The sequence below is a fragment of the Chitinimonas taiwanensis DSM 18899 genome, from assembly GCF_900119825.1.
In the GTDB taxonomy this organism is placed as follows: Bacteria; Pseudomonadota; Gammaproteobacteria; order Burkholderiales; family Chitinimonadaceae; genus Chitinimonas; species Chitinimonas taiwanensis.
In genome coordinates, this window is sequence record NZ_FPKR01000001.1 from 142,423 (window position 1) to 169,241 (window position 26,819).

Here is a 26,819-nt window from a genome sequence, read left to right on the forward strand (position 1 = left end):
AGCCGCCACTCACCACGGTCGGCTTCAACAAAACAGCCTATCGAGGAAGCCTCATGTACCGCCCGCTGAGCACTCCGCTCATTCTGTGCCTGGCCACGTTGGTCTGGGCCGACACCCCCCCGCAACAAACCGAACGCATTGAAGTTCATGGCCGCCTGGACGAGCGCAAACAGTCGACTGCCGCCAAGCTGGTGATCCAGCGTGAGGAATTGCTGCGCTTTGGCGACCAGCATGCAGTGGATGCCCTGCGCCGCCAGCCGGGCATCAGCATCGTTAACAATGGCGGGCGCGGTAGTGAAGTGCGCCTGCGTGGCCTGGGGAATGGCTATACGCAGATCCTGCTGAATGGTGAACCGGCCCCGCTGGGCTTCAGCCTGGATAGCCTGGCGCTGGAACAGGTGGAGAAGATCGAGATACTGCGCAGTGCCAGCGCCGAGCACAGCGCACAAGCGATTGCCGGCAGCGTGAATGTCGTTCTTCGCCGTCAGCTGGCAGCCGGTCAGCGCAGCGCCAAGCTCAGTGCACAGACGATACATGGCCGGCCTGCCTGGTTTGCCGATGCCAGCCTGAGCGACAAGCATGCTGACTTCAGCTATCAGCTGGGTCTGGGCGCCAGTCAGGAACAGCTCCACTACCCGATGCAGCTGGCGCTGAGCGGCCAGGATGCCGGCGGGCCGCTGCAGCGGACGACTGAGAAGACAGAGCACTACGATAACCGCGCGCTGAGCCTTTCACCGCGACTGGGCTGGCGCCTGGATGCCGAGCGCAGCCTGAGCCTGGACAGCCAGCTGCGCCTGATGCGCGGCGATAGCTGGGTGTGGGATAGGCGAAGCGGCTTTGGCACGCCACCCGACTACGCGGCCAATCGACTCGGCATTGCACGCGAGGGCCATGACCTGCGCAGCCGCCTGCTCTGGGCGCACAAGTCGGCCGGCGGCAGCAGCAGTGAGGTCAAGCTGGGCCTGAATGACAATCGACGCGACACGCGTGCGCATTTCCTCGGCTATGGAACCGATGGGCAGCTGCTCAGTGAGCAGCATGTCACCTCGCTGGCGGAGGACCGCGCCTGGAGCCTGGACGGTAAATGGCGTAGCCCGCTCGGCGATGGCCATGCGCTGGTAGTAGGTTGGGACGGCGAATGGCGCAGTCGCGACGAGAATCGCCTCCAGACCGAGCAGCGTTTTGATGCCCAGGCAGCCGAAAATCTGGATGAGCGCTACCAATCCAGCGTGCGCAGGCTGGCCCTGTATGCCCAGGACGAATGGGAGATCAGCGCAAACTGGTCGAGCTATTTCGGCCTGCGCTGGGAAGGCCTGCACACACGCAGTGGCGGCGCGCAGATGGACACGGTGCGCCAGCGCAGCAGTGTGTTCAGCCCAGTGCTGCAAAGCTTGTGGAAGCTGGGTAGCGACGAACGGCTGCGCCTGGCGTTGGCGCGCACCTATAAGGCCCCGAATGCGCGTGAAATCCAGCCGCGCCGCTATGTGGCCAATGACAACAGCGCGCTGACGCCCAATACCCAGGGCAACCCGCAGCTGCGCCCCGAGCTGGCATGGGGATTGGATGGTGCCTGGGAGCGCGATCTGTCCGGCGGACAGTTCAGCCTGAGCGCCCATGCCCGCCGCATTGAGGACGTGGTATTGCCCCGCGTGCTGTGGCAGAACGGTGCCTGGGTGGAGGTGCGCGAGAACCGCGGCCGCGCCACAAGCTGGGGGCTGGAGAGCGACGGCCGGCTCAATCTGCGCAGGCACAACGCCCGCCTGGCCGATCTGGATCTGCGCGCCAATGTTGGGCTGAACTACTCACGTGTGGCCGCGCTGGCCGGGGCGGATAGTCGCCTCGACCAGCAGGTACCATGGAGTGTGAACCTGGGCAGCGACTGGCGACCCGATGGCTGGCCACTTGGCCTCGGCTTCAACTATGCCGTGCAGGGCAGTGCCTGGGCCCAGGTATCCGAGCTACGCCGCCTGCGTGCGGCCGGTAGCCGCACGCTCGATGTCTACGCGTTGTGGCGCCTGCACAAGGACGCCCAGCTACGCCTGAGCGTGGCCGATGCACTCGACCGCGACAAGCGGGCCGAGGCGCGCTTTCGCGATGCCGAGCATGATCTCTACCAAAGCACCCGCGATCGCGGCCGGCGCGCGCTGCGCCTGGCGTTGGAACTGAAGCTGTAAACAAGATGGGCCGCCTCTTGGCGGCCCATGCGCTTGACCGGTCGCAGGCTGGCGGCTCCGCCAGCCCATCACCGCTCAGGGCGTGACCTGCACCTCGAACTTGCGCACCCAGGTCGTGCCGCTGCCGCCGACTACCTCATTGCCGAACTCCACGCTGGCGATGTATTCGTCGACGCTGACCAGGCCCTTGCCGACCATATAGCGCAGCAGTTCATCGATGGGAATACGTCCGGCCAGTTGGCGGGTCGGGCTGCGGAAGGAGTACAGCGTCCAGCCGCGGCCATCGCCGCGGTTGCCGATATTGTCGGCCTTGAACAGCTCATAGCGCACGCCGGCCAACACCGGCTGATCGACCACCTTGCCGGCCGGCACAGCGCCTTGCTGATAGTCCATCCAGAACATGATCTCGGTGGTAATCAGGGTGGGATTGGGCTGTTCGGTCCATTTGCCCGAGCTGGTCAGCCAGATCTCGGGTGCCAGGTTGTAACTGCCCTCGGCCTGGGTCTCGACCTCGTATTCGAGGCTCAGGCCCTGCATGGCCGAGACCTTGAGCGGGAAGCGCGCATCGGAGGGCTTGCCGCCCGACCAGGGCTTCCAGCCAAACATGATCTGCGGATAGGCATACACGGTCGGGTCATAGCCGGGCCAGTTCCAGGTCCAGCCGATCTCGCTGCGCCCCTCCTTGTTCCGGCGCAGCAGGCACTGGTCGGGGGTGAAGCCACGGGCCTTGTCGATACCCCAGATATTGTTCTCGTACTTATACGGCCCGACGATGGCAGTGGCCCAGGCACTGCAGTCGGCCACCGCACCGAGCTCGGCGCGGCCGGGTGCCGGCACAGTCGGTTTGGCGGGTGCCACTGGCGCCTTCTGGGCGGGAATACTGCTGCAGGCAGCGAGGCAGAGCAGGCTGCTGAATAGGGCGATGCGCATTCGGGTGTCTCCGTGTTGTTGTCAGGATGCCAGCCAGTCTAGCCAGCCCACACGGCACCCATCCCCACCCGGTTTGCTCCTCACCTTGCCCAGCTTGCGGAGTTACAGGCTTAGCGCGCGAGCGGCTGCACCGGCATGCACAGCGCGGCCCGAAGCTGGCCGCCTTGGCCACGCCCCGCGCCAGCTTCATACGCTTCGAAGAAGGGGCTGCTACCGGCCATGAAGCCGCTATGCGGCAGCCAGTGGGTAGTCAGCCATGTCCAGGCGCCACCCAGCGCGCTCGCTTCGCCCTCGAAAGCGAGGCAAGCATGCCAACCACCGGCCAGATGCTTACGGCAGGGGCGCAGGCCGGCGCTTTCCTGCCAGGCTGGCGGCAGCTCGACACAGGCGTCGTAGCGGCAATGCTCGGCCGGCGTCACCGCCGGGTCATCCAGACCCATGCCCAGCAGCGGCTGGCCGGCCAGCCCCAGCGCCGCTATCCAAGGCTGAAAGCGCGCCCAGAGCGGGTCGGCCACCTCGGCATAACTGCCCTGCTGGCGCCAGTACAGCAGGTCGCGCCCAGGCAGGCGGCGCAGCGTGACAGCGCCCGGCGCCATGACCAAGGCTGTCGGCAGCACGCTCGCGCCCGGCCCACCCTGCTGGCGCCAGCTGCTCGGGGTCTGGCCGAAATGCTGACGGAAAGCGCGCGCAAACGTCTCGGCCGAGGCAAAGCCGCAGCTGTGCGCCAGCTCGCCGATGCTGAGCTCGCGGTCATAGCGCAGGCGGTTGCCGGCCGTTTCCAGCCGCCGCCGGCGCACGAAATCGCGCAGGGTCTCGCCGGTCCAGGCGCGGAACAGCCGGTGCAGATGAAAAGGGGAGAAAGCCGCCAGCTCGGCCAGCTTATCGAGGCAGAGATCGTCACCGAGATGGGTCTCGATATGGTCGATCAGGCGATTGAGCCGGCGCGCATGGCTGCCGATGGGCAGATGAAGGTCGAGGGCGCGTGTCATTCTGGATCACACGGCGAAAGCCGCGAGTAATGGGCGTGACAACGTTTTCAAGCTGTGCGGGCAGGGTGCCATAGCGCTGGCTGACTGCCAAGCAAAAGGGCCGCCCAATGGCGGCCCTTGTCTGCCCTGTCCGGGCCTTACAACACGTAGCGCGCCAAGTCTTCCGACTGGGCGAGTTCACCCAGGCGGGCGTCCACGAAGGCCGCGTCCACGCTGACCTGGCCGGCCAGCGCACCAAACGCGACTTCCTCCAGCAGGCGCTCCATCACCGTATACAGGCGACGCGCGCCGATGTTCTCGGTCTTCTCGTTTACCTGGAAGGCGATCTCGGCCAGGCGGCGGATGCCATCGGCCGTGAAGCTGAGCGTCACGTCCTCGGTAGCCAGCAGGGCCTGGTACTGGCGGGTCAGGCAAGCATCGGTGCCAGTCAATATCTGCTCGAAATCCGCCACGCTCAGCGATTCGAGCTCGACGCGGATCGGGAAGCGGCCCTGCAGCTCGGGGATCAGATCGCTCGGTTTGGCCAGATGGAAGGCGCCTGAGGCAATGAACAGGATATGGTCGGTCTTCACCATGCCGTACTTGGTCGACACCGTGGTGCCTTCCACCAGCGGCAGCAAATCGCGCTGCACGCCCTGGCGCGACACCTCGCCGCCACCCTGGCCTTCGCCGCGGCTGGTCACCTTGTCGATCTCGTCGATAAACACGATGCCGTTCTGCTCGACCGCGGCCAGCGCTTCCTGCTTGAGTTCTTCCTGATTGATCAGCCGGCCCGCCTCTTCCTCGACCAGCAGCTTGAAGGCCTCATCGACCTTAAGCTTGCGGCGCGCGCGCTTTTGCTGGGCCAGGCCCTGGAACATGTTCTGGATCTGGCTGCTCAACTCTTCCATGCCAGGCGGCGCGAACAGCTCGGCGCTTACCGCCGCCTCGGCCAGCTCGATCTCAATTTCCTTATCGGCCAGCTTGCCCTCGCGCAGCATCTTGCGGAATTTCTGGCGCGTCTCGCTATTGTCGGGCTGGGGCGGCTGCACGCCGAAGGGCACATGCGGTGGCGGCAGCAGCGCGTCCAGGATGCGCTCCTCGGCTGCATCCTCGGCCAGCGCGCGCACCCGCTTGGTCGCCAGGTCGCGCGTCTGCTTGAGCGCCATCTCCACCAGGTCGCGGATGATGCTGTCCACATCGCGGCCCACATAGCCGACCTCGGTGAACTTGGTCGCCTCGACCTTGATGAAGGGCGCATTCGACAGCCGCGCCAGACGCCGGGCAATCTCGGTCTTACCTACGCCGGTCGGGCCTATCATCAGGATGTTCTTCGGGGTGATCTCGCTGCGCAGCGGCTCGGCCACCTGCTGGCGACGCCAGCGATTGCGCAGGGCCACCGCCACCGCGCGCTTGGCCTTGTCCTGGCCGACGATATGCTTATCCAGCTCGTGGACGATTTCCTGCGGGGTCATCTGGGTCATGACGTATTCCTTGATGCGAAAGGCGATATCGGTGATGCGTGAGGTGAGTCTCAGCTGCGGCTAGGCCACAGGAGCTGGATGGGGCGTCGGCGGCATGGCAGCAGCAAATCAGTACACCTCACGCCTTACCCCTTGCTCCGGTCTCCTCACAGCGTTTCGATCACATGGTTGTGATTGGTGTAGATGCAGATATCGCCGGCAATCTCGAGCGATTTCTTGACGATGGTGGCGGGGTCGAGCTCGGTATTGTCGAACAGGGCCTTGGCGGCGGCCTGGGCGAAGGCGCCGCCCGAGCCGATGGCCGCGATGCCCTGCTCAGGCTCCAGCACATCGCCATTACCGGTTATCACCAGGGTGGCGGTCTTGTCGGCCACGATCAGCATCGCTTCCAGGCGGCGCAGCATGCGGTCGGTACGCCAGTCCTTGGCGAGCTCCACCGCGCTGCGCAAGAGATGCCCCTGGTGCTTCTCGAGCTTGGCTTCGAAGCGCTCGAACAGGGTGAACGCATCGGCGGTGCCACCGGCGAAGCCGACCAGCACCTTGTCGTGGTAGAGCTTGCGCACCTTGCGCGCGGTGGCCTTGATCACCACATTGCCCAGCGTCACTTGGCCGTCGCCGCCGAGGGCGACGCTGTCGCCACGGCGGACCGAGACGATGGTGGTACCGTCGAATTGCTGCATGCAGACTTCCCGTTTTGAATGAAACGACAAGCCTGAAAATGGGAACGGCTTGCCAGGATTGCAAGCCGTTTCGGACAGACGCTGCGGAAAACGCCTATTTCTTGCGCACGATGCTGGCGATGTCGGCAATGCCCATGATGCGGAACAGCGCGACCACCAGCTCATTGGCACCCACGATGGTGATCGGCTTGCCCTGCACGGTCAGCCCGACCAGCACATTCATCAGCATGCCGGCGCTGACGAAATCGACCCGGCTCACGCGCGAGAAATCGATGCGCACTTCGGCGTGCTCGCTCGCGTACTGCTGCAGCGGGGCGAACTTGGCCTCGGTCGCTTCCACGATCGGCCCTTCGAAGCCGAAAGCATCCTGCACCGGCTCGGGCACAGGCGCCTCGGCGCGCAGCCGCGCTTCCTCCTTGGCCACCTCGGCCGCGGTCTTGGTCTTGGCCGTGGCATCCCAGGACGGCGGCGACATCTCGAAGGTCACCGCGTAATCGACCGCGGCATTCTCGAAATCCTCCTGCAGGCCGAGGAACTGGTAGACCTCCATCAGCAAGAGCCAGAACGGTGCTTCGTCTGGCTCGCGGCGCATGACCTCAATCTTGCCCTTGAGCTTTTCGGCCAGGCCAGGCCCGCCGGTGGGCTGCAACTTGGCCTTCTTTTTCTTCAGCTTGGCCAAGCGCTGCACGATGGCGGCAGCGGCGGCCGATTCGACTTCCTCAATACGGCCAAAATCCACGCGCACCAGCACGCCGCCCTGGGTCAGCTTCTCCAGCTGGTCGAGCAGGGCCTCGATACCGTCGCCAATCAGCTTCTGTGGGAACAGGAAATAGGGGCCACCGGCCTTGGCCTGGGCCGGTGCGGCCGGCTTGGCGCTGCCTGTGCCGGTGCCGCTTTGCCACACCGGCGCACTGCGCTCGAAGGCCACCACAAACTTCAACGCCAGCTCGTCGAACTCGGCATGCCGGTTGCGCATCTGGTACAGGTCAAACAGCATCAGCCAGGTGTCGAGCGCATAACGGCGGTCGCAATGGTCGAGTTCGCTGGCCAGAATGCTGATCGCGTCGTCGAGCTGATCATTCGCGAAGGAGATGGCGGCCTGCTCCATGGCCGGCGACAGCACATCACTGCTCTCCATCACATTGATGCCGCCGCCCTCCGAGATGGTCAGCGAGCCGACGGTGGAGAAATCCAGCGCCGGCAGCTCGCGGGCTTCGGCCTTTTCCTCGGCGGCCGGCGCCGCTTCGGGCTCGGCCGAACCTGGCGCCTGGGCGGGTTTGGGCTGGACGATGCGCGGCTGCCTTGGCATGGGCAGGTCCGGCTCAACGTCCTTTTTCTTGAAGAAGGAAAACACCACGATTTTGTCCTGATGATCCGCGTTAAACGGCGCGGCTGAATGATTCTAACGTCTTAGGCGTCTGCCACGCACGCCGTAAAGTGTTGCAAAACCTTGCCAAGCAAGGATCCGGGCATTTTTTTGCAAGCCGCGTGTGGCGCATTTCACCCTAGCCAGGCCGCATGCCCCGCACCTGGAAACGCACACTGTCACGCCACTGCGTGGCACTGCTCCCCAAGCCCAGGCGATGTAGGCCGGGCTGGGGCTGCCAGGCCAACGGCCCGTCTGCGCTGCCCAAGCGCTGCCCATCCAGCCACCAGCTCAGGCCTTCCGCCTGGCTGGCGCGTAACCAGATGCGTTGGCGCGAGATGGGAATATCGGGGTCGAGCGCCACGATCATGCCCTCTGCAGGATAGACGATACTGGGCCCAAGCTGGCTGGCCGCCAGTTCGATGCGGGCCTGCTCGGTGCCGGCCAGAAAGCTTTCCTCACGCGCCGGCTCGACTTCAGGCTGGTAGCGCACGGTCTGGCGCAGCACCCCAGCCGGCATGGCCGGCCCCTGGGCTGAACCGCCGAGCAAGGCGACGATGGCGCGCCAGGCCGGCGCCGCGCCGCTCACACCCGACACATCCCACATCGCCTCACCGTTCGCATTGCCCACCCACACGCCCACCACATGACGCTCGGTGAAGCCCACCGCCCAGTTGTCACGCATATCTTTGCTGGTGCCGGTCTTCACCGCCGACCAGGCCGCGGTGGCGAGCGGATTATCGAGGCCGAAAGCCGGCGCACGGGCCAGGCGGTCGGACAGAATATCGCCAACCAGCCAGCTAGCCCCTGCATCCTGTACCGCGCGACCAGCCTGCGCTTTGCCCGGCGTCAAACGCCATGCACTGAGTTCGCCGCCATTGGCCAGTGCGCGATAGGCATTACTCAGCGCGATCAGCTGCACCTCGGCTCCGCCCAGCGCTAAACCATAGCCGTAGTAGGCAGCCGGCTGTAGCAGGGGCAGGCCAAGCGCATTCAGGCGCGCATGGAAGTCATCCAGGCCCAGCAGCAGCAGGGTGCGCACGGCCGGGATATTGAGCGAGCCGGCCAGCGCGAGGCGCACGCTGACCGGGCCGCGGAAGCTGCGGTCGTAGTTCTGCGGAATATATTGGCCAGCCGGCGTGCTCAAGGCGACCGGGCTGTCGTCGAGCAGCGAGGCCGGCGTGAGCAGGCGGCGCTCGAAGGCCAGCGCATACAGAAAGGGCTTCAGCGTGGAGCCGGCCTGGCGCGGCGCCAGCACGCCATCCACGAAGCGGGCACTCGCCCCCTCGCCCACCTGGCCAACCCAGGCCAGCACCTCGCCACTCTGCCTATCCAGCACCACCGCGGCCGCGTCGCGCACATTACGCCCGCTCAGCTGGGCAATCTGCTCGCGCAGAATGGCACGCACACGGCGCTGCAGGCCGGCATCCAGGCTGGTGCGCAGCTGCTGACCGGGCTGTGGCTTGAGCTGGGCGACCAGCTCGGGCGCGAGGTCCGGCCCCGGCAGCGCCTGCTGCGGCGCACCCAGCGTGGCCAGGGTCAGCGCGCGCAGGGACGCGCAGCTGCTGCTGGCATGCAGATAGTGCGCCAAGGCACAGGCACGTACGGCCACGCGCTCGGGCGGCGCATTCGGCGCGCGCAGCAGGCTGGCCAGGATCAGGGCCTCGCGCTGGTCGAGCCCGGCCGGCGCCTTGCCGAACAGCAGCCGGCTGGCCGCATCGATGCCGACCAGCTCACCGCGAAACGGCGCGAGGTTCAGATAAGCCTCGGCGATCTGCGCCTTGCCCCAGTCCTGCTCCAGCGCCAAAGCCGCACGCAGCTGCCCGAGCTTCTGCCCGATGCTGCGCTGGCCGCTGGCGCGCAGATCGGCATCCAAGAGGCTGGTCAGCTGCATGCTCAGTGTGCTGGCACCACGCGGCTCGCCACCCAGGCTATCGGCGCCTGCCGAGAGCAGCGCGCGCCAGTCCACGCCATGGTGTTGATAGAAGCGCCGGTCTTCCGCACCCAGCACGGCGGGCAGCACAGTAGGGGAAATCGCCGCCAGCGGCACCCAGTCCAGCCTGCGTAGCTGCTTGTCGACCCGGCTGCGCTGCAGCGGCTCGCCTTGCCTATCCAGCAGCAGGGCCTCGGACGAGCGCCAAGCCGCACGCACCTGGGCAGGCGCGGGCAGATCGCTACAACCGGCCAAGAGCAGGACGGCCGGTAGCAAAAAGGACAGGGCGGGGAACTTGCGCTGTTGCAGTGCGTCACAACGAACATGAGGCGCGTTGGCCTTATGTTTCATTGTGTTTCTCCCTCGAGTCCTGCCTCCCCTGCAGGATACTGAACGGCGCGGCCCCTAAGGTCGGCGCCGTTTTTTTTGCCTCGCGCACTCAGTAGCGCGCCATGCCCGGCTCGACCTGGTCGGCCCAGGCGGCCACACCGCCGCTCAGGTTATAGATATCGGCGAAGCCGGCCCGCTCGAGAAAGGCGCCGACCTGGTAGGAGCGCATGCCGTGGTGGCAGATCACCACGGTGGGCAATTCGGCATCGAGTTGATCAAGGCTGGCCGGGATGCTCTGCATCGGGCGGTTCTCGGCGCCAGCGATCCGGCAGATGGCGAATTCATGCGGCTCGCGCACATCCAGCAGCAGGGGTTTGGCGCGGCTGTCATCGGCCAGCCAGGCGGCCAGCTCGCTAGGGTTCAGTTGTTTCATGCTCGTCTATTCCGGGTTTGGCTTCAGGCGTTCGCGCCGCAGCACTTCTTGTACTTCTTGCCGCTGCCGCAGGGGCAGGGGTCGTTGCGACCTACCTTGGGCGCCTCACGTTTGATCGGGGTCTGTGGCTCGCGCTCGGCGTCTTCGTCCTCATCGTCCTCGTCCGGCTGGAAGCAGGCCCAGCGGCCGATTTCCGCGATGATGTCGCGCGGATAGCCCCAACCATGGTCAAGCTCCTCGGCCACGCACTCGGCCCAGCTGCGCTGCAGGCGCTTCTGCGATTCGGCCAGCTCAAGGAAGGCATCGTCGATCAGACCGTCCTCGAACCATTCCGCCACCTGATCAGCCATATCGGCCGCGCCGATCTCCTCCAGCGTCACCACCAGCTCGGACAGATAGTCGGTCTCGCTGCCCTGCTCGGGGTCCAGGCCCTCGTCCTGCATGCGCGCCGCCTCACGCTCGGCTTCGCCCTGCAGCCAGGCCAAGAGCGCGGCACGCGGGTAATCGCCTTCCAGCGTACGCAAGGCCAGCGCGCGCAGCGCGGCCGAGCGGCTCCAGAAATAGGCCGTGCGATCGCCGGCCAGCGTCTGCAGTGCATCCTCCTGGCCCGCTGCGCAGGTCGCGGCCAGCGCGCGCGGCAGGCCTTCGGTCAGATGGTCGCCGAGCAGATTCTCCAGCGTCTCGCCATCCAGGCGGGCAATGGCCAGCAGCGGGGCAAAGGCCTGCGGCTCGCGCAGCGTGGCCAGCAGATGCATCGCATACAGATGCAGCATCCAGCCGGTTTCGTCGTCGGTGCGCTGGGCCGGTGCAGCCGCGCAGGCGCTCAGCTCCGCCAGCAGCGGGGCCACGCTCAGCGCCGGCTGGCGCAGCGCGGCATGCAGGGCCAGGAGCGGAAAGTCTTCCTGGTAGTGCTCAAGCTGGGCGGCCATCGTGGGCCAGTCTTGCGGCAGGGCGGCTTCCTGTTCGGGCGTCAGGGTGACAGTGGGCTCGGTCATGGCGTGCTTTCAATTCGGGGCGGTCCGGCTGGCCGCAATGGCCGTCATTGTAAGCCAGCCGCTCGCCCAGGCAGCGCAGCACGCAAAAAACCCGGCGCGGGGCCGGGTTTCTGAACAAAGCCGCGTAGAGAATCAGTTGCTGCGCTTGGTCTTGGACTTCTGCTTGGCCTTGGCTTTTGCCTTGGGCTTGGCCGCTGGCGCAACCGGTGCCGGCTCTTCCACTTCAGCTTCCAACTCGGCCTCTTCCTCCATGGCGCTGGCTGCATCGGCATCCGCGTCGGCCTCGTCGCTGGCATGGCGGCGGCTGCCAAACAGATTCTTCAGCTCGCTAACGTCATAGGCGCCGCTGACCGCAGGCTGCAGGTCGAACTGCGGCTGGCCAAAGCGCGACAGGCGTGCCGAGGTGTGGAAGCGCATGCTGATCTCCTTCTGCTCGACCCGGTTATCGGTCTCGGTACCAATCAGGCGGCCCTTGCTGTCGATCAGCAGCTGCGAGTCCACTTCCGAGCGGGTGCCGCTCATCATGGTCTTCATCACCATGCCCATGCCCTGCACAGTGGCCGCATCCTCGTTCGGGAACAGCAGACGGTACTGGGTCTCGGCCGCGCGCACCATGGCATCAATCCAGCGTGCAGTGAAATCCCGTTGCTGATCGGCATCCAGCTTCAGGCGCACCTTGTAGGCCACGCCTTCGCGCTTGTCGCCCTCGCTCAGCGGCAGCATGGTGAAGCTGTCGTTACGGATCGCGCCATAAGCATCGCGCGCCGCGCCACGCATGTCCTGCAGCAGGCGCTCAGTATCGAGCTTCTTGACCAGATCATTGCCAGGCAGGCGGATCAGCTGGCCCTGACGCTCGCGCAGGCCGGGAATCGCCCAGTCAATCGCGGCGGCATCGAAGTACAGCGCCATCTCACGGCCATCGATCAGCATGGGCAGGGAAATGCTGCCATCCAGATTGCGACGCGTGAAACGCAGGGTCGGGGCGATCTCCAGGCGCTTGGTGGTGAAATCCACCGCGCCCTTGGCTTCGAAGCGCAGGGACTTCACCGAATCCACGCCGATGCCCAGATAGCTGTCCGCAGCGCTGCTGCCACTGCCGGACGGCAGACCACTCAGCGGCCCCATCAGGCTGCCCAGGGCGCCTACTGTCTCTTCGCCCTGCTTGGTGAACTTCACCTCTTCAACGCGCCCGGTGGCGGTGAAATTGAAGCCTTGCTCAAGCAGCTGGTTTTCCAGCGCAGCGCGCGCCAGCACATCGGGCGACTTCGGCGTCACGCTGGCGCAAGCGCCCAGCAAGAGGCTGAGCAGGCTGATTCCAACCCCCAAGGATCTTTTTAAGTTCATGGTCTGTATCTTTTGATTGAATATAAGAAAAGGCCGGCCACGCTGGCGCCAAGACGCTGGCATAAATTCGGCACGCCGCGCAGTTTGAGCCGCCGACTAGGCGGCGGCAAGTGACATATCACCGGCGCTGCCCAGCCTGGGCTGCACGCCCTACAATGGCGGCCCCTTCCGCCGCGCCTGCCACCATGTCCGCCACGCCCGAGTATTCCCACCGCGATATCGCCCTTTGGCTGGGCGAGGCCGTGGTGCAGCGTGGCGCGCGCCATCTGGCCGGCATTGCCCAGCTGCGCTGGCACCGCCAGCAGCTGCTGGCCGAAGTGCAGGCTGAGGCGGCCCGTCCCTATCACGTGGATATCGCCTTCCGCCTCAATCCATTCGGGCGCTGGCAGGCGCTGGCCGAATGCACGTGCCCGGTAGGCCACCAGTGCGAGCACGCGGCCGCCGTGCTGCTGGCCGCGCTGCCGGCTGCGGTGAGCCGCGAAGTGGCCGCGGTCAACCCGGCCGTGCTGGCCTGGCTGGCCGACTTCCAGAGCAGTCAGGCCAAGCCAGGCAAGACGAGCAGCGCCCAGCCCAGTCCGCCTGCGCAACAGCTTTACTACTTGCTGCATCCGGCTGGCCAGCATGCGCCGGGGCTCAGCTTCTTCAAGGCCCGGCCGGCCGGCGAAGCACCCTTGCGTCAGGCCGGCGAGCGCTGGAGCAATCTGGACGGCGCATTCCGCAAGCCGATCAGCTTTATCGACGAGGACGACCTGGCCATCTTGCGCTTGGTGCACGCCATGCCGGCCAAGCCGCGCTGGTCGGTGGGCGATTACGCGCTGGCCGGGCGCAACGATGTGGCGGTGCTGCAGCAGCTGCTCGCCACCGGGCGCCTGTATGTGGAGGACAGCCCGCTCGGCTTTGCCGGCCCGCTCACAGCGGCCGCGCCACGATCGGCCGGCCTAGACTGGCAGCGCGATGGGCTGGGGCGCTTGTTTCCGCAGCTGAGCTGCCAGCCCAGCGCGCTGTGTCTGCCGCTTGGCACGCCGCACTATCTGGATATGGCGCGCGGCGAAGTGGGCGAGCTGCAGCCGGGTGCCGACTGGGCACTGCTGCGCCAGGTGCTGGCACTGCCGCCGCTGGCCGAGGCCGATCTACCCCTGGTGGTGAACGCATTGCGCGAACAACTGCCCGAGCCACTATTGCCGGCGGCCGTTAGTCAGCCCGAGCTGCGCGTGGAGCCAACACCCATCCTGATACTCGATCGGCTGCCCACCTTCGGCTGGAAGGAACATCGCGATTACGACTTCGAGTTGGGACGCGCCGATTACGATATCGCCATCCCGCGCTTTGACTACGCCGGCTTTGTGCTCGAGCCGGGCGACGCGGACAGCCAGCAGTACAACAACGAGGGCAAGCTGGTGCTGGTGCGCCGCAATGGGCCGGCCGAGGCGCGTCGCATCAAGGAATTGCACAAGCTCGGCCTGAAAACCGTGGCGCCGAGCCGGCTGGTGGCGCAGGCCGATGACCTAGCCAAGGCACGCGGCCTGATGGGACTCTCCCACGAACGCGACTGGCCGCTATTCATGCGCCAGGACCTGGACAAGCTGCGCGAGCGCGGCTGGCGTATCGAGATCCGCCCCGGCTGCCGCCACCAAGTGGCCGAACCCAAGGCCTGGTATGCCGCCATTGTCGAGGATCAGCAGGGCTGGGCGGTGGCGATGGAGGTCGAATTCGACGGCCAGCGTCATGCACTCGCGCCAATGCTGGCCGATCTGGTGCAGCGCCAGCCACAGTGGCTGAAGGCCAGCCACTGGAGCCAGTGCGAAGACGAAGACCGGGTGATCCTGCACACCCAGGCCGGCCAGAGGCTGGCCGTGCCGGCCGCACGCATCAAGCCACTATTGAAGATGCTGGCCGAGCTGTTCGACCAGGTGAGCGAGGCGCCGCTGCAGATCAGCCTGCACGACGCGCCGCGGCTCTTGGATGCACTGAGCGGCTGGCAGGCCGAGGGGCTGGAGCGGGTACGCGCGTTTGCGCGCCGCCTGCAGGGTGCGGCCGGGGTCAGCGCGGTGGCCGCGCCGCGCGGCCTGCAACTGGCGCTGCGCCCCTATCAGCTGCAGGGCCTGAGCTGGCTGCAATACCTGCGCGATCACGATCTGGCCGGCATCCTGGCCGACGATATGGGCCTGGGAAAAACAGCCCAGACCCTCGCTCACATCCTGCTGGAAAAGGAAGCCGGCCGTTTGCAGCAGCCTGCGCTGATCGTGCTGCCCACCAGCCTGATCCACAACTGGCAGAACGAGGCGCGCCGCTTTGCCCCCGGCCTACGCGTGCTGGCCCTGCACGGCCCGCAACGCCATGCCGATTTCGCGCGCATTGCCGAACACGATCTGGTCATCACCAGCTATGCGCTGGTCTGGCGCGATCTGGCTGAACTCAAGCAGCACGCGTATCACCTCTTGATTCTGGACGAGGCGCAGGCAGTGAAGAATGCCGCCGCGCGCGCGGCCGAAGCGGTGCGCGGCCTGAACGCGCGCCATCGCCTGGCGCTGACCGGTACCCCGCTTGAGAACCATCTGGGCGAGCTGTGGGCGCAGTTCGACTTCCTCTTGCCCGGCTTTCTGGGCGACGAGAAAAGCTTCACCCGCCTGTGGCGTCAGCCCATCGAAAAGAACGCCAATGCCGAGCGCCAGGCGCTGCTCGCGCGCCGCATCAAGCCCTTTATCCTGCGCCGCAAGAAGGACGAGGTGGCGCGCGAACTGCCCACCAAGACCGAGATCGTGCACGAGGTAGAACTGCAGGGCGCGCAGCGCGAGCTGTATGAAACCGTGCGTGCCGCCATGGACAAGAAGGTGGCGCAGGCGGTGGCCGGCAAGGGCTTTGCACGCAGCCATATCGACATCCTCGACGCCCTGCTCAAGCTGCGCCAGGTGTGCTGCGACCCGCGCCTCTTGAAGACCGACAGCGCCATGGCGGTCAGCGAACGCGCCAAGCTGGAGGCCCTGCTGGGCATGCTGCCCGAGCTGGTGGCCGAGGGGCGCAGCGTACTGGTGTTCTCGCAGTTCACCAGCATGCTCGGCCTGATCGCGGCCGAGCTCGATGCGATCGGCCTGCCCTATGTGAAGCTCAGCGGCAGCACGCGCGACCGCGTCACACCGGTGGCGCGCTTCCAGGCTGGCGAAGTGCCCATCTTCCTGATCAGCCTGAAGGCCGGTGGGGTAGGCCTGAACCTGACCCGCGCCGATACCGTCATCCATGTCGACCCCTGGTGGAACCCGGCCGCCGAGGCCCAGGCCACCGACCGCGCCCACCGCATCGGCCAGGACAAACCAGTGTTCGTCTACAAGCTGATCGTGGCCGGCAGCATCGAAAGCCGCATCCTGCAGCTGCAGCAACGCAAAGCCTCCCTGGCCGCAGGCGTGCTGGGCGAAGACGGCCTCGACACGGTCAAGTTCGACGCCAGCGAGCTGGCCAGCCTGCTGGCGCCCCTGGGCTGAACAGGCTGGGCTACCACACCGCTGTTGCTGAAAGCCCCAGGCTGCTACGAAATGTACGCCTTTCCCCCATTTGAGCGTTGACCACGTCCGGATCCGCTCCGGATATTGGCCCCCGGCTTGATACCGATACCAAGTCTTTTTCCGTCAGAAGCGGATGATCTAAGGGGGAGCTGTGCTAAACATCAGGACTTTTGTAGGGCTGAGCCTGCTCAGCGTATTGCTGGCTTGCGGCGGTGGTGGAGGCGGTGGCGACAATGGCGGTGGTACCACGCCACCCAGCACCGGCTTCCGTGTGACGCTGGATCGCAGCAGTGTGAGTTTCGACTACGAGGCCGGCACGCTGGCCACCCCTGCGGTGGTGATCGCCAGCAGCAGCGGCAGCTTGAGCGGCAACCTCTATATCGGTGCCGTCGCCGAAGGGGAGGCCATCGATCCTTATATCGAGGCCGTCATCGAGGGCACCCAGGCTCGCTTTACCCTACGCCCCAAAACCTCACTCGCGGCCGGTAACTACAGCGGCCGTGTCCTGCTTAAGGCCTGTGAGGATGCGGCCTGCAGCCGCACGATCGGGGGCACACCCTTACCGGTCAGCTACAGCATCCGGGTTCGCCCTGGCTTGTCGGCGAGCCCGAACCCGCTGGAGGTATCGGCGGTGAGCGGCAATACCGCGGCGGCCGTGTTGAAGATCACCCACCCGGACGGCCCCGGCGGCAGCTTCAGCGATAAGCCCATTTCTGATGGCGCCTGGCTGCGTACCGGTACGCATGGCGTTGGCGAACTGCCTGTCAGCTTCCGTTCGATGCGCAGCGGGGTCTATCAGGGCAGCATTGAAATCAGCACCGGCTCGCGCATGATCTCGGTACCGGTCAAGTACACGGTCACCCCACCACCAGGGGGGGAGTTCGATCTACGCGCCTCGCCGCAGAGCCTGAGCCTCGCGGCCAACGAGGGTGCCACGAGCGCAAGCCAGGCGCTGCAGATTGATCTGCCCACCTGGGGCAGCGATACCCTAAGCTTTGCCACGGCCTATGAGCAGCCGAATGGTGAGTGGGTACAGAGCAATAGCGGCTGGTTAAGCGTGCAGCGTACCGCGACCGGTGCCGGCGTGAGCGCGTCGGCGGCCAAATTGAGCCAGGGGAGTTACCAGGCCCAGATTCTGATTCACCCCTCCGCGCCAGGCACGGCTGTTGTCGTGCCGGTCTCGTTCACCGTGGGGGCTGGCCTGCAGAAGCCTGCCGATCAGCAAATCAGCATTCAGGCACAGAGCGGCAGCAGTGCACTGCAAGGCCAAACGAGTATCGCGCTGCTGGGTACGGGCACCGTGAGCTGGACGGCCAGTAGCGATGCCAGCTGGTTGAAGCTGCTCAATCCCAATGGTCAAACCGGTCAGGCACTGCGCTATCAGGTCGATGCAAGCGCGCTGGAGAGCTTGCCCAATTTCAGCGATAGCGAGGCCACCATCACGGTCCGCCCCGCCTTGGCGGCCATCAGCCCCGTCAGCTTCAAAGTCAGCCTGCGTAAAGCCTTGCCAGAAGTGCACTTCGCGGGTCCTTACTTCTTGCTACAGGGGCAGACCAACCAGGTCTACCTGAGCGGGCGCGGCTTTAGCCAGCTGCAAGATGTGGCCAGCAGCTTGCAGCTGAGTGGGCAGGTCGCCAGCAAGGTCAGCCGGATCAGTGATACGCAGTTGCTGGTGGAAATCAGCCCCACTGCGGGCAACAGCATATCGGCCAGCATTCGCAATACGCTCGGCTTGCGTAGCGATGCCGCAACGCTGCAGGTAGGCGGTGCGCAAAGCTATGCGGCGGCTGCCATCGCCACACCAGGCAACAAGCGCACCATCTTGTTTGATGCGGAGCGCCAGGCGGTCTATGCCGTCAATGTTGAAAACCAGACGCTTGAGCGCATCCGCTTTAACGGTAGCGCGTGGCAAAGAGATGCCATCAATGTCCCCTCGATTCTGGACGCTGGTATCGGGCCGGACGGCACGCAGTTGGTGGTGAGCAGCAAGCAGAAGGTGTTGCGACTGATCGACGCCAACGACTTCAGCACGCACCTCACGCTCAACCATACAGCGGGTTTCCTGGAAGCACTGAGCTACGTCAGCCAGGGTATTCCGGCGGGCCATAATGGCCGCTCCTGGCTGGCAAGCGGGGAAGGCTGGGGCAGCACGCTCAGCTATTTTGACCATCGCAGTCAGCGCATCGTCACGCATACCAACCGCGAAGCGGGCCTTGCCGAAGATTTCGATGGCGGCCCCTGGCTCGCCATGGCGCGCAATGGCGAGCGCCTGCTGGTGGTACCTAATGCCAGCAATACCGCCCCCAAGCCCATGCTCTATCTCGATAGCAGCATCGATATGCTCAAGCGCAATGCCGGCAATATGAGCTGGGCTTACGAGATGCAACTCTCCGACGATGGCAGCCGAGTCTTGTTCGACTTCGAAACCGTGCGCGACAGCAACTTTACCCTGCTGGGACAACTGCCCGCCCTGCCTACAGGCTACGTCCGTCGCGCCAGCGCCATGGCCCCCAATGGCACGCGCGTGTACGTGGTGGCGTACCCAAGCAGCGATATGCTCAATCCCAATGCCCCGGCCACGTCCGTACCACGCGTGTTCGTTTACGACAGCAGCGCAGCCAACCCGGGTAGCCTTGTCCTGGCAGAAGTCGGGCAGTTCAACTTGATCGACTACCCTGCCTGCCGCAGTAACGAGGCAAGCTGCATCCGCCCGCGCGCCACCATCAGCCCGGATGGCCAAACCCTGTTCGTCGTGGGCAATGAGAAGCTGGTGGTCGCGCCGATTCCGAGCACGCTACGTAACAGCACTGGCGCACGCAGCAATGGGACGGCTGCCACGCCGGTTTTGCGCACCTATCTGTGGCGCAAGTCCGCCGCCTAGCGGTGCTAGCTTGATTGCCTAGATGACCCAAAGAAAAAGCCGGCGCTTGCCGGCTTTTTCTTTGGCTGAGCGGCCTATTCCTTGTGATAAACCTCCGCCCCGCGCTTCACGAACTCAATCGACTTCACGGCACTATTCTCCGCAGCGCTTCCTCGGTACCCATCCCTTCCTGCACGAAGCAAAACAGCGCACTTCTGTTGCGCAAGAACCAAGGAAGCGGCAAAGCCATACCCATGCACCATATGAGTGTTGACGGCGGCTACAGCCGGTCGGGATATTGGCGCCCGGCCTATCGCCGAGAAGATCGAAGCGCTGCCACAAGCAGACCATCAGGGGAAGTCGTGCCGAAAATCAGAACATTCTTGGGGCTGAGCCTGCTCAGCGTATTGCTCGCCTGTGGCGGGGGTGGCGGTAGCGATGCGGGAGGCACACCGCCCAGCAGCGGCTTCCGGGTCAGCCTGGATCGCAGCAGCGTCAGTTTCGACTTCGAAGAAGGCCAGACGGTTACGCCAGCGGTGGTGATTGCCAGCAGCAGCGGCACGCCGAGCGGCGATCTGTATATCGGTGCAGTCGCGGAAGGCGAAGGCATTGATCCCTATATCGATGCGGTGATCGAGGGTACACAGGCGCGCTTCAGCCTGCGCCCCAGGGCCTCGCTCGCGCCAGGCAACTATAGCGGGCGCGTGCTGCTCAAGGCCTGTGAAGATGCGGCCTGCACACGCACCATAGGCGGTACACCACTGCCGGTCAGTTACACCGTGAAGGTGCGTAAGGGCCTGACCGTCACGCCGAGCGAGCTGAACATCGTGGCCGTCAGCGGCAATGAGGCGAGCGCCGTGCTGAAGGTCAATCATCCGGATGGCCCCGGCGGCAGCTTCAGCGATACGGTTCGTTCGGACGGCGCCTGGCTGCGCACCGGCGTGCATGGTATCGGCGAGCTGCCGGTCACGCTCAAATCGCTACGTTCGGGCATCTATTTCGGCAATATCGAGATCCGCGCCAGCGGTCGCTTGGTCAATGTGCCGGTTCGTTACACAGTCACCCCGCCGCCGGGTGGCGACCGCGATCTGCAGGTCAGCCCATCAAGCCTGAGCCTGGCAAGCACCGAAAACGCCAGCAGCGCGCCTCAGACCCTGAATGTCACACTACCCTCTTGGGACGACACCACGCTTGGCATCTACACCGCCTATCAGCAAGCGAATGGTGAGTATGTGCAGAGCACCCAAGGCTGGTTGAACGTGCAACGCACCGCCACTGGTGCCAGCGTGGTGGCATCGGCGGCCACGCTCAGCCAGGGCAGCTATAACGCGCAGATCCTGTTCAACCCTGCCGCGCCGGGCACGCCCATCGTGGTACCGGTATCGCTCACAGTGGGGGCAGGTCTGGTGAAACCGGCCGATCAGCAACTGAGCGTCACCGCCGAAACCAGCAGCAATGCACTGCAGGGGCAAGTTGCGATCACGTTGGCCGCCGGCAATACCGTGGTCTGGAGCGCCAGCAGCGATGCGACCTGGCTCAAGCTGCTCAATGCCAGCGGCCAGACCGGCCAGGCACTGCGCTACCAGGTCGATAGCAGCGAGCTGGAAAGTATGACGAACTTCGCTGAGTCGGAAGCCACGGTGACCGTGCGCGCGCCCCAGACCCAGATCAGCCCGGTCAGCTTCAAAGTCAGTCTGCGCAAGGCCATCCCGGAAGTGCATTACGTTGGACCCTATCTGCTGGTGCAGAACCAGGGCGCCGAAGTCTATGTGCGCGGGCGCGGCTTCGATAAGGTGCAGGACCTAGCCGCACGCCTGCAGCTGAGCGGCTTGGCCGCCAGTCAGATCAGCCGGCTGAGCGACACCCAGCTGCTGCTAAGCGTGAACCCCACCAATACCGGCAAGCACGTAATCGGCATAGGGAATGCGCTGGGTCTCGGTAGCGGCAGCACGGAACTGCGCGTGATCGCCGCGCGCAGCTATCCGGCCGCCGCACTGGCTACCGCGGGCAAGAAGCGCACCATCCTGTTCGATGCCGAGCGCCAGGCCGTGTATGCGGTCAATGTGGAAGGCGAAACACTCGATCGCATGCGTTTTGATGCCCAGGCAGGCTGGAGTCTGGATTCGGTCAGTATCCCGGCCATCCTCGATGCCGGCATCGGACCGGATGGCCAACAGCTGCTGGTCAGCAGCAAGTCCGGCATCCTGCGCCTGCTCAATGCCGCCAACCTGCATACTGAATTCAGCCTGCAGAGCAGCGAGAGCCTCCTGGGGAGCCTGACTTATCTCAGTAACGGCATTCCCACCGGCAACGATGGCCGCGCTTGGCTGGCAGTCGGGCAATCCTGGGCAACGCTGCAGTACTTCGACCACCGCAGCCGCAGCCTAAAGCCCCGCCCGCAGCAAGCCGAGCTATCCACCAGCTTCTACGGCGGCCCCTGGATGGTTATGGCACGTAATGGTGAACGCATGCTGGTGGTACAAAGCGCCAGCATCAGCTCCGACCCACCCATGCTTTACCTGGATAGCAGCGAAGGCCTGCTGAAGACCAACCCGGCTGCGCTGACCTTCTCCTACGATATGCAGTTGTCGGCGGACGGCAATCGCGTGCTGTTTGACTTCAGCACGGTACGTGACCGCAACTTTGGCCTGATCGGCCAGCTACCCAGCCTGCCCAGCACCCACGTCGTTCAGGCCGGGCTGATCTCGCCGGATGGCAAACGCGCCTACGTGCTTGCCTATGCGGACAGCGATATGGGCAACTTTGACCAAGCGCCCACCCAGCTGCCACGCGTCTTCGTCTACGACAGCAGCCAAGCAAGCTCAGGCAGCATTGCCCTCACCGAAGTCGGCCAGTTCGACCTGACCGCCTACCCGGGTTGCCGCCGCACCGACGGCAGCTGCCCAAGACCACGCGCCACCATTAGCCCCGATGGTCAGACTCTCTTCGTGGTGGGTAATGAGAAGCTGGTAGTGGCGCCGATTCCGAGTGCGCTGCGTAGCAGCACTGGCGCACGTAGAATCGGCGTGGCGGGCACGCCTAGCTTGCGTACCTATCTGTGGCGCAAATCAGCACCTTAGCGGTGCAGATTTACTGCCACGTAGGCCCAAAGAAAAAGCCGGCAATTGCCGGCTTTTTCTTTGGCTGAGCGGCCTATTCCTTGTGATAAACCTCCGCCCCCCGCTTCACAAACTCAATCGACTTTACTTCCATCCCCTTCTGCAACGCCTCTTCCGCCGCAATCCCCTCCTTCTCCGCATAGTCGCGCACATCCTGCGTGATCTTCATCGAGCAGAAATGCGGGCCGCACATCGAGCAGAAGTGCGCGACCTTGGCGCCTTGCTGAGGCAGGGTTTCGTCGTGGTATTCGCGGGCGCGGTCGGGGTCGAGGCCGAGGTTGAACTGGTCTTCCCAGCGGAACTCGAAGCGGGCTTTGGATAGCGCGTTATCGCGGATCTGCGCGCCCGGGTGGCCCTTGGCCAAGTCGGCCGCGTGGGCGGCGATCTTGTAGGCCATGATGCCTTCCTTCACGTCGTCCTTGTTAGGCAGGCCAAGGTGTTCCTTGGGCGTGACGTAGCAGAGCATGGCGGTGCCGTACCAGCCGATCTGCGCCGCACCAATCGCGCTGGTGATGTGGTCGTAGCCGGGGGCGATGTCGGTGGTCAGCGGGCCCAGGGTGTAGAACGGCGCCTCGTCGCACCAGTCAAGCTGCAGGTCCATGTTTTCCTTGATCAGCTGCATCGGCACGTGGCCGGGGCCTTCGATCATGGTCTGTACGTCGTGCTTCCAGGCGATTTGCGTGAGTTCGCCCAGGGTTTTCAGCTCGCCCAGCTGCGCTTCATCATTGGCATCCCAGCCGCTGCCGGGGCGCAGGCCGTCGCCGAGGCTGAACGACACGTCGTAGGCCTTCATGATCTCGCAGATGTCTTCGAAGTGCGTGTAAAGGAAGTTTTCCTTGTGATGCGCGAGGCACCACTTGGCCATGATCGAGCCGCCGCGCGAGACGATGCCGGTCATACGCTTGGCGGTCATCGGCACATAGCGCAGCAGGACGCCGGCGTGGATGGTGAAGTAGTCCACGCCCTGTTCGGCTTGCTCGATCAGCGTGTCGCGGAACAGCTCCCAAGTCAGATCCTCGGCCTTGCCGTTGACCTTTTCGAGCGCCTGGTAGATGGGCACGGTGCCGATCGGCACGGGCGAGTTTCGCAGAATCCATTCGCGCGTTTCATGGATGTTCTTGCCCGTGCTCAGGTCCATGATCGTGTCGGCACCCCAGCGCGTGCCCCAGGTCATCTTGGCGACTTCTTCCTCGATGCTGGAGGTAACGGCGCTATTGCCGATATTGCCGTTGATCTTCACCAGGAAATTACGGCCGATGATCATCGGTTCCGATTCAGGGTGATTGATATTGGCAGGGATGATGGCGCGGCCGCGAGCGACTTCCTGACGCACGAACTCAGGGGTGATCACGGGCGGAATGGCCGCGCCAAAGCTCTGGCCCGGATGCTGGCGCGTGAGCAGATCGACCATGCGGTCGGCCAGCTTGCCGCCGGCAACTTTCAGCGATTCGATGTACTGTTCGCGCTGCAGATTCTCGCGGATGGCGATGTATTCCATCTCGGGCGTGATGATGCCCTGCTTGGCGTAATGCATCTGCGTGACATTGGCGCCCGCCTTGGCGCGCAGCGGCTTGCGTTGCAGATTGAAGCGCAGCACGTCGAGGCTGTGGTCGGCTTCGCGTTCTCGGCCATATTGGCTGCTCATGCCATCGAGCTGCTCGGTGTCGTTACGCTCGGCAATCCAGCCGGCGCGCAGCGGGTTCAGACCCTTGCGGACATCAATGGCAACAGCCGGGTCGGTGTAGGGGCCGCTAGTGTCGTACACATAGATCGGTGGATTTTTTTCGCCGCCGAAGCTGGTAGGCGTGTCGGTCTGGGTGATTTCGCGCATCGGGACGCGGATATCGGGGCGCGAGCCCTCTACATAGACCTTGCGTGAAGCCGGAAACGGCTGCACCGAGGCTTCATCGACATGGGCGGTTTGCGAGAGGAATTGATTGCTTGGCGCGTTCATTGTGCTACTCCATGAACGGCGCAGGGACGGGCGGGGGACGGAATGCGGACAACCGTGCGACGCTTCCCTACGCCGGTGTTAACCGGGTCAGGTGCAAAGGGTTTTTCTCATCCGTGCCGGCGATGCGGCACAGAACCCCTAGCGTCTCGGGCAAGCTGGTCTTGCGAAAACAGAACCTTGCCGCTTGCCGAAGTGCTGTGAAGCTAAGGCAAGTATGAAATAATTACAAGGATTTGATTTCAACGCCCGCGCCGCTGCCAGATAGCGGCGCTTTGGTCTGGAAAGGAAGCCCCATGGATTGGGAACAAGCCCGTTTCAATATGGTTGAGCAGCAGATTCGTCCTTGGGATGTGCTGGACCTGACCGTGCTCGGTCTCTTGTCGGTCGTGAAGCGCGAAGACTTCGTCCCCGCCGCGCGGCGCGAACTGGCGCTGGTCGATATGGAAATCCCGCTCAGCGCCTCGGCCCGCATGTGGAGCCCGAAGCTGGAAGCACGCGCAGTGCAGGAAGTGGCGCTGACCGGCAAGGAACGCGTACTGGAAATCGGCACGGGCTCGGGCTATCTGGCCGCGCTGCTCGGCAAGCTGAGCAAGCAGGTCTACTCGGTTGAAATCGACCCGGCCCTGGCCGAACAGGCACGCGCCAATCTGGCCGCTGCCGGCATCCAGAACGTGACGGTGGAAGTGGGTGATGCGGTGCGCGGCTGGAGCAAGCACGCACCTTACGATGTGATCGTGGCCAGCGGCTCCTACCCGAGCGTGCCCGACTTCCTGTTCGAGCAGCTGGCCGAAGGCGGCCGCTTGTTTGCCATCGTCGGTGATGAGCCCGCCATGACCGCCTCGGTGTTCACCAAGCTGGCCGGTTCGATCAAGCAAGAAAAGCTGTTCGAAACCGTGATTGCCCCGCTGGTCAATGCACCGCAGCCGGCGCGCTTCGCGTTCTGATCCGCTGCACGTTGGTAACAAAAGCCCGACCATTGGTCGGGCTTTTTGTTTGGGTGGCTGGAAATCAATACAGATCCGGTTCGCCCGGCGGTCGGGTCTTGAAGCGCTTGTGCAGCCAGAAATACTGCTCGGGCTGCTTGAGCACCTGGGCCTCGATTACTGTATTCATACGCGCGGCATCCGCTTCCACATCCTCGCTCGGGTAATCGGCCAAGGGCGGCTCAATCACCAGCGTATAGCCATCGGCCTCGCGGCGCGGATAGCAGGGCAGGGCCTTGGCGCCCGAGGCCTTCGCCAAGCGCGACAGACCAGTGATCGTGGCCGCCGGCACGCCGAAGAAGGGCGCGAACACCGAGTCGCGCGCGCCGAAGTCCTGATCGGGCAAGTAGTAGAAGCGATAGCCCTGCTTGAGCGCCTTCAGCGCCGGACGTATGCCGGCCTGGCGCGATAGCACGATGCCGGTATCGAAACGCAGACGTTTCTGCTCGACGTAGGCGTCGAGGCCCGCATCCTTCTGCTTGGAATAGATGCTGACCACCGGCACCTCGAGCGAGACGCGCAGGCCAGCCATATCGAGGCCGGTGAAATGCGGCATGACCAGGATGACCGGCTGACCATCCAGCGCGCGCAGATGTTCGAGTCCCTCGATGCGCATCATGCGCTTGAGCCGTTCGCGCGAGGCGAACCAGCAGTACGCGTATTCGAGCAGCATGCGCGACACCGCCACGAAATGCGCTTTCAGCAAGCGCGTGCGCTCGGCCTCGGGCATCTGCGGGAAGCACAGGCGCAGATTGGTCTGGCCGATGCGGCGGCGCGAACCGGCCAGGTGGTAGAGCAGTCCCCCCAGCGCACTGCCCAGCAGCGCCATCAGCCGAAACGGCAGCCAATGCAGCAGCCACATCAGTCCTGCCACCAGGCGGCTCATGCTTGCACCTCATCGGGCAGCGGCGCACCGGCTGGGTGCTTGTAACGGTTGTACGACCACAGGTATTGCGTGGGGGCCATCTTGATCAGGCTCTCGATATTCTGGTTAAGCACGGTCGCATCGGCCAGCTTGTCGCCGCTGAATGCGCCCTGCATGGGCTGGATATGGACCTTGAAGCCACGTCCCCAGCTCAGCCTTTCGGCAAAGAAGAACAGCACCACCGCATCGGTGGCCTCGGCCAGTCGCGGCAGCAGGGTCATGGTGTAAGCCGGCTTGCCGAAGAAGGGCGCCCAGATGCCTTCGCCCGCACCCGGTGCTTGGTCGGGCAGGATCACCGTCGCCTCACCCGATTTGAGCGCCTTCATCAGGATGCGCACACCAGCACCGGTGGCCGGCGCGGTACGGCCGTTATCGCGCGCGCGGCCTGCCTGCATCAGCGGTTCCAGCCACTTGAGCTTGGGCGGCCGGTACATGGCGGTCAGCGGATAGGGCAGAAGGCTGCTGACATAGCGGCCGGCGATATCGAAGCTGCCCAGATGCGGGGTAACGAAGATGATCGGACGCTGGGCGGCCAGCGCAGCCTCGGCGTGCTGCCAGCCCTGGCAATCGCGCACCAGCTTGCTGACTGCATGAGCGGGACGCGCCCAGGCCGCCAACAGCTCTAATGCGCCGCGCCCATTCTGGGCGATGCTGCGTGTTAACAAACGGTTATAATCGGCGGGATAGGCTTGGCGGAGATTGTCGCGCATACGCTGGCGAAAGCCGCTATCCAGCAGCCAGGCTAGCCAGCCAGCCAGCACACCCAGGGTATGCAGCAGCAGCAAGGGCCAAGCCGCCACGAAACGCAGTAGTAAAGTCAGCATCCAGATCACAGTTCATTCGA

The 26,819-nt window shown here is 64.6% G+C and carries 16 protein-coding genes, 2 pseudogenes and 1 riboswitch; of the genes and pseudogenes, 5 read left to right on the top strand and 13 right to left on the bottom strand.

Going from position 1 to position 26,819, the window contains the following annotated elements:
- The first annotated feature begins 53 nt into the window (after window positions 1-53).
- Window positions 54-2,174, top strand: coding sequence for a TonB-dependent receptor plug domain-containing protein (locus BT173_RS00690; RefSeq protein ID WP_072426695.1), 2,121 nt, complete (start codon window positions 54-56; stop codon window positions 2,172-2,174).
- Window positions 2,175-2,249: 75 nt separating this feature from the next.
- On the opposite strand, the gene BT173_RS00695 is transcribed toward BT173_RS00690, so the two are convergent.
- The 10 genes and pseudogenes from BT173_RS00695 to BT173_RS00735 all read right to left on the bottom strand — a co-directional run bounded on the left by BT173_RS00695 (window position 2,250) and on the right by BT173_RS00735 (window position 12,637).
- Window positions 2,250-3,104 (bottom strand): GH12 family glycosyl hydrolase domain-containing protein, encoded by an 855-nt coding sequence (locus BT173_RS00695; RefSeq protein WP_072426696.1) that lies wholly within the window; start codon window positions 3,102-3,104, stop codon window positions 2,250-2,252.
- A 110-nt stretch (window positions 3,105-3,214) separates the two neighbouring features.
- Window positions 3,215-4,093, bottom strand: coding sequence for an AraC family transcriptional regulator (locus BT173_RS00700; RefSeq protein WP_072426697.1), 879 nt, complete (start codon window positions 4,091-4,093; stop codon window positions 3,215-3,217).
- 137 nt (window positions 4,094-4,230) lie between these two features.
- The gene (hslU, locus tag BT173_RS00705) at window positions 4,231-5,556 is read right to left on the bottom strand and encodes an ATP-dependent protease ATPase subunit HslU (protein ID WP_072426698.1); all 1,326 of its coding nucleotides are present in this window, start codon (window positions 5,554-5,556) and stop codon (window positions 4,231-4,233) included.
- A gap of 146 nt (window positions 5,557-5,702) precedes the next feature.
- On the bottom strand, window positions 5,703-6,236 hold the full coding sequence (hslV, locus tag BT173_RS00710; protein WP_072426699.1) for an ATP-dependent protease subunit HslV: 534 nt from the start codon (window positions 6,234-6,236) through the stop codon (window positions 5,703-5,705).
- Between the two features lie 94 nt (window positions 6,237-6,330).
- Window positions 6,331-7,545, bottom strand: coding sequence for an STAS domain-containing protein (locus BT173_RS00715; protein ID WP_139255976.1), 1,215 nt, complete (start codon window positions 7,543-7,545; stop codon window positions 6,331-6,333).
- Between the two features lie 196 nt (window positions 7,546-7,741).
- Window positions 7,742-9,886 carry a penicillin-binding protein 1C gene (gene pbpC, locus BT173_RS00720; RefSeq protein WP_084658022.1) on the bottom strand — a complete coding sequence of 715 codons (2,145 nt, stop codon included), beginning with the start codon at window positions 9,884-9,886 and terminating at the stop codon, window positions 7,742-7,744.
- An 88-nt stretch (window positions 9,887-9,974) separates the two neighbouring features.
- Entirely contained in the window at window positions 9,975-10,298 is a 324-nt protein-coding gene (locus tag BT173_RS00725) for a rhodanese-like domain-containing protein (protein ID WP_072426701.1), read from the bottom strand.
- A gap of 23 nt (window positions 10,299-10,321) precedes the next feature.
- Window positions 10,322-10,429 (bottom strand): annotated as a pseudogene (locus BT173_RS19975) (SEC-C metal-binding domain-containing protein); the annotation flags it as partial.
- A 48-nt stretch (window positions 10,430-10,477) separates the two neighbouring features.
- Window positions 10,478-11,293 (bottom strand): annotated as a pseudogene (locus BT173_RS19790) (DUF1186 domain-containing protein); the annotation flags it as partial.
- A gap of 132 nt (window positions 11,294-11,425) precedes the next feature.
- Window positions 11,426-12,637, bottom strand: coding sequence for a hypothetical protein (locus BT173_RS00735; protein ID WP_139255977.1), 1,212 nt, complete (start codon window positions 12,635-12,637; stop codon window positions 11,426-11,428).
- Between the two features lie 155 nt (window positions 12,638-12,792).
- Here BT173_RS00735 and BT173_RS00740 point away from each other — a divergent pair, with 155 nt between their 5' ends.
- The 3 genes from BT173_RS00740 to BT173_RS00750 all read left to right on the top strand — a co-directional run bounded on the left by BT173_RS00740 (window position 12,793) and on the right by BT173_RS00750 (window position 22,074).
- Entirely contained in the window at window positions 12,793-16,113 is a 3,321-nt protein-coding gene (locus BT173_RS00740; protein WP_139255978.1) for a DEAD/DEAH box helicase, read from the top strand.
- Window positions 16,114-16,285: 172 nt separating this feature from the next.
- A complete protein-coding gene (locus BT173_RS00745; protein ID WP_139255979.1) occupies window positions 16,286-19,015 on the top strand; it encodes a hypothetical protein in 2,730 nt (909 codons plus the stop codon).
- A 341-nt stretch (window positions 19,016-19,356) separates the two neighbouring features.
- On the top strand, window positions 19,357-22,074 hold the full coding sequence (locus BT173_RS00750; RefSeq protein ID WP_139255980.1) for a hypothetical protein: 2,718 nt from the start codon (window positions 19,357-19,359) through the stop codon (window positions 22,072-22,074).
- 73 nt (window positions 22,075-22,147) lie between these two features.
- Here the strand turns inward: BT173_RS00750 and thiC are convergent, their stop codons facing one another.
- Window positions 22,148-24,067, bottom strand: a complete 1,920-nt coding sequence (gene thiC, locus BT173_RS00755; RefSeq protein WP_072426707.1) for a phosphomethylpyrimidine synthase ThiC — start codon at window positions 24,065-24,067, stop codon at window positions 22,148-22,150.
- A 47-nt stretch (window positions 24,068-24,114) separates the two neighbouring features.
- A riboswitch (TPP riboswitch) is annotated at window positions 24,115-24,217 on the bottom strand.
- A 143-nt stretch (window positions 24,218-24,360) separates the two neighbouring features.
- Here thiC and BT173_RS00760 point away from each other — a divergent pair.
- Window positions 24,361-25,011 (top strand): protein-L-isoaspartate O-methyltransferase family protein, encoded by a 651-nt coding sequence (locus tag BT173_RS00760; protein ID WP_072426708.1) that lies wholly within the window; start codon window positions 24,361-24,363, stop codon window positions 25,009-25,011.
- Between the two features lie 64 nt (window positions 25,012-25,075).
- Here BT173_RS00760 and BT173_RS00765 read toward each other — a convergent pair whose 3' ends face one another.
- Both BT173_RS00765 and BT173_RS00770 read right to left on the bottom strand, forming a co-directional pair.
- Window positions 25,076-25,936, bottom strand: coding sequence for an LpxL/LpxP family acyltransferase (locus BT173_RS00765; protein WP_072426709.1), 861 nt, complete (start codon window positions 25,934-25,936; stop codon window positions 25,076-25,078).
- A complete protein-coding gene (locus BT173_RS00770; protein ID WP_072426710.1) occupies window positions 25,933-26,799 on the bottom strand; it encodes a lysophospholipid acyltransferase family protein in 867 nt (288 codons plus the stop codon). Before BT173_RS00770 ends, BT173_RS00765 begins: the two co-directional genes overlap by 4 nt.
- Window positions 26,800-26,819 lie beyond the last annotated feature (20 nt).

Coding starts and splice junctions, on each gene's coding strand:
- BT173_RS00690 (WP_072426695.1), top strand. CDS start 54: ATGTACCGCCCGCTGAGCACTCCGCTCATTCTGTGCCTGGCCACGTTG.
- BT173_RS00695 (WP_072426696.1), bottom strand. CDS start 3,104: ATGCGCATCGCCCTATTCAGCAGCCTGCTCTGCCTCGCTGCCTGCAGC.
- BT173_RS00700 (WP_072426697.1), bottom strand. CDS start 4,093: ATGACACGCGCCCTCGACCTTCATCTGCCCATCGGCAGCCATGCGCGC.
- hslU (WP_072426698.1), bottom strand. CDS start 5,556: ATGACCCAGATGACCCCGCAGGAAATCGTCCACGAGCTGGATAAGCAT.
- hslV (WP_072426699.1), bottom strand. CDS start 6,236: ATGCAGCAATTCGACGGTACCACCATCGTCTCGGTCCGCCGTGGCGAC.
- BT173_RS00715 (WP_139255976.1), bottom strand. CDS start 7,545: ATGCCAAGGCAGCCGCGCATCGTCCAGCCCAAACCCGCCCAGGCGCCA.
- pbpC (WP_084658022.1), bottom strand. CDS start 9,886: ATGAAACATAAGGCCAACGCGCCTCATGTTCGTTGTGACGCACTGCAA.
- BT173_RS00725 (WP_072426701.1), bottom strand. CDS start 10,298: ATGAAACAACTGAACCCTAGCGAGCTGGCCGCCTGGCTGGCCGATGAC.
- BT173_RS00735 (WP_139255977.1), bottom strand. CDS start 12,637: ATGAACTTAAAAAGATCCTTGGGGGTTGGAATCAGCCTGCTCAGCCTC.
- BT173_RS00740 (WP_139255978.1), top strand. CDS start 12,793: ATGGCGGCCCCTTCCGCCGCGCCTGCCACCATGTCCGCCACGCCCGAG.
- thiC (WP_072426707.1), bottom strand. CDS start 24,067: ATGAACGCGCCAAGCAATCAATTCCTCTCGCAAACCGCCCATGTCGAT.
- BT173_RS00760 (WP_072426708.1), top strand. CDS start 24,361: ATGGATTGGGAACAAGCCCGTTTCAATATGGTTGAGCAGCAGATTCGT.
- BT173_RS00765 (WP_072426709.1), bottom strand. CDS start 25,936: ATGAGCCGCCTGGTGGCAGGACTGATGTGGCTGCTGCATTGGCTGCCG.
- BT173_RS00770 (WP_072426710.1), bottom strand. CDS start 26,799: ATGCTGACTTTACTACTGCGTTTCGTGGCGGCTTGGCCCTTGCTGCTG.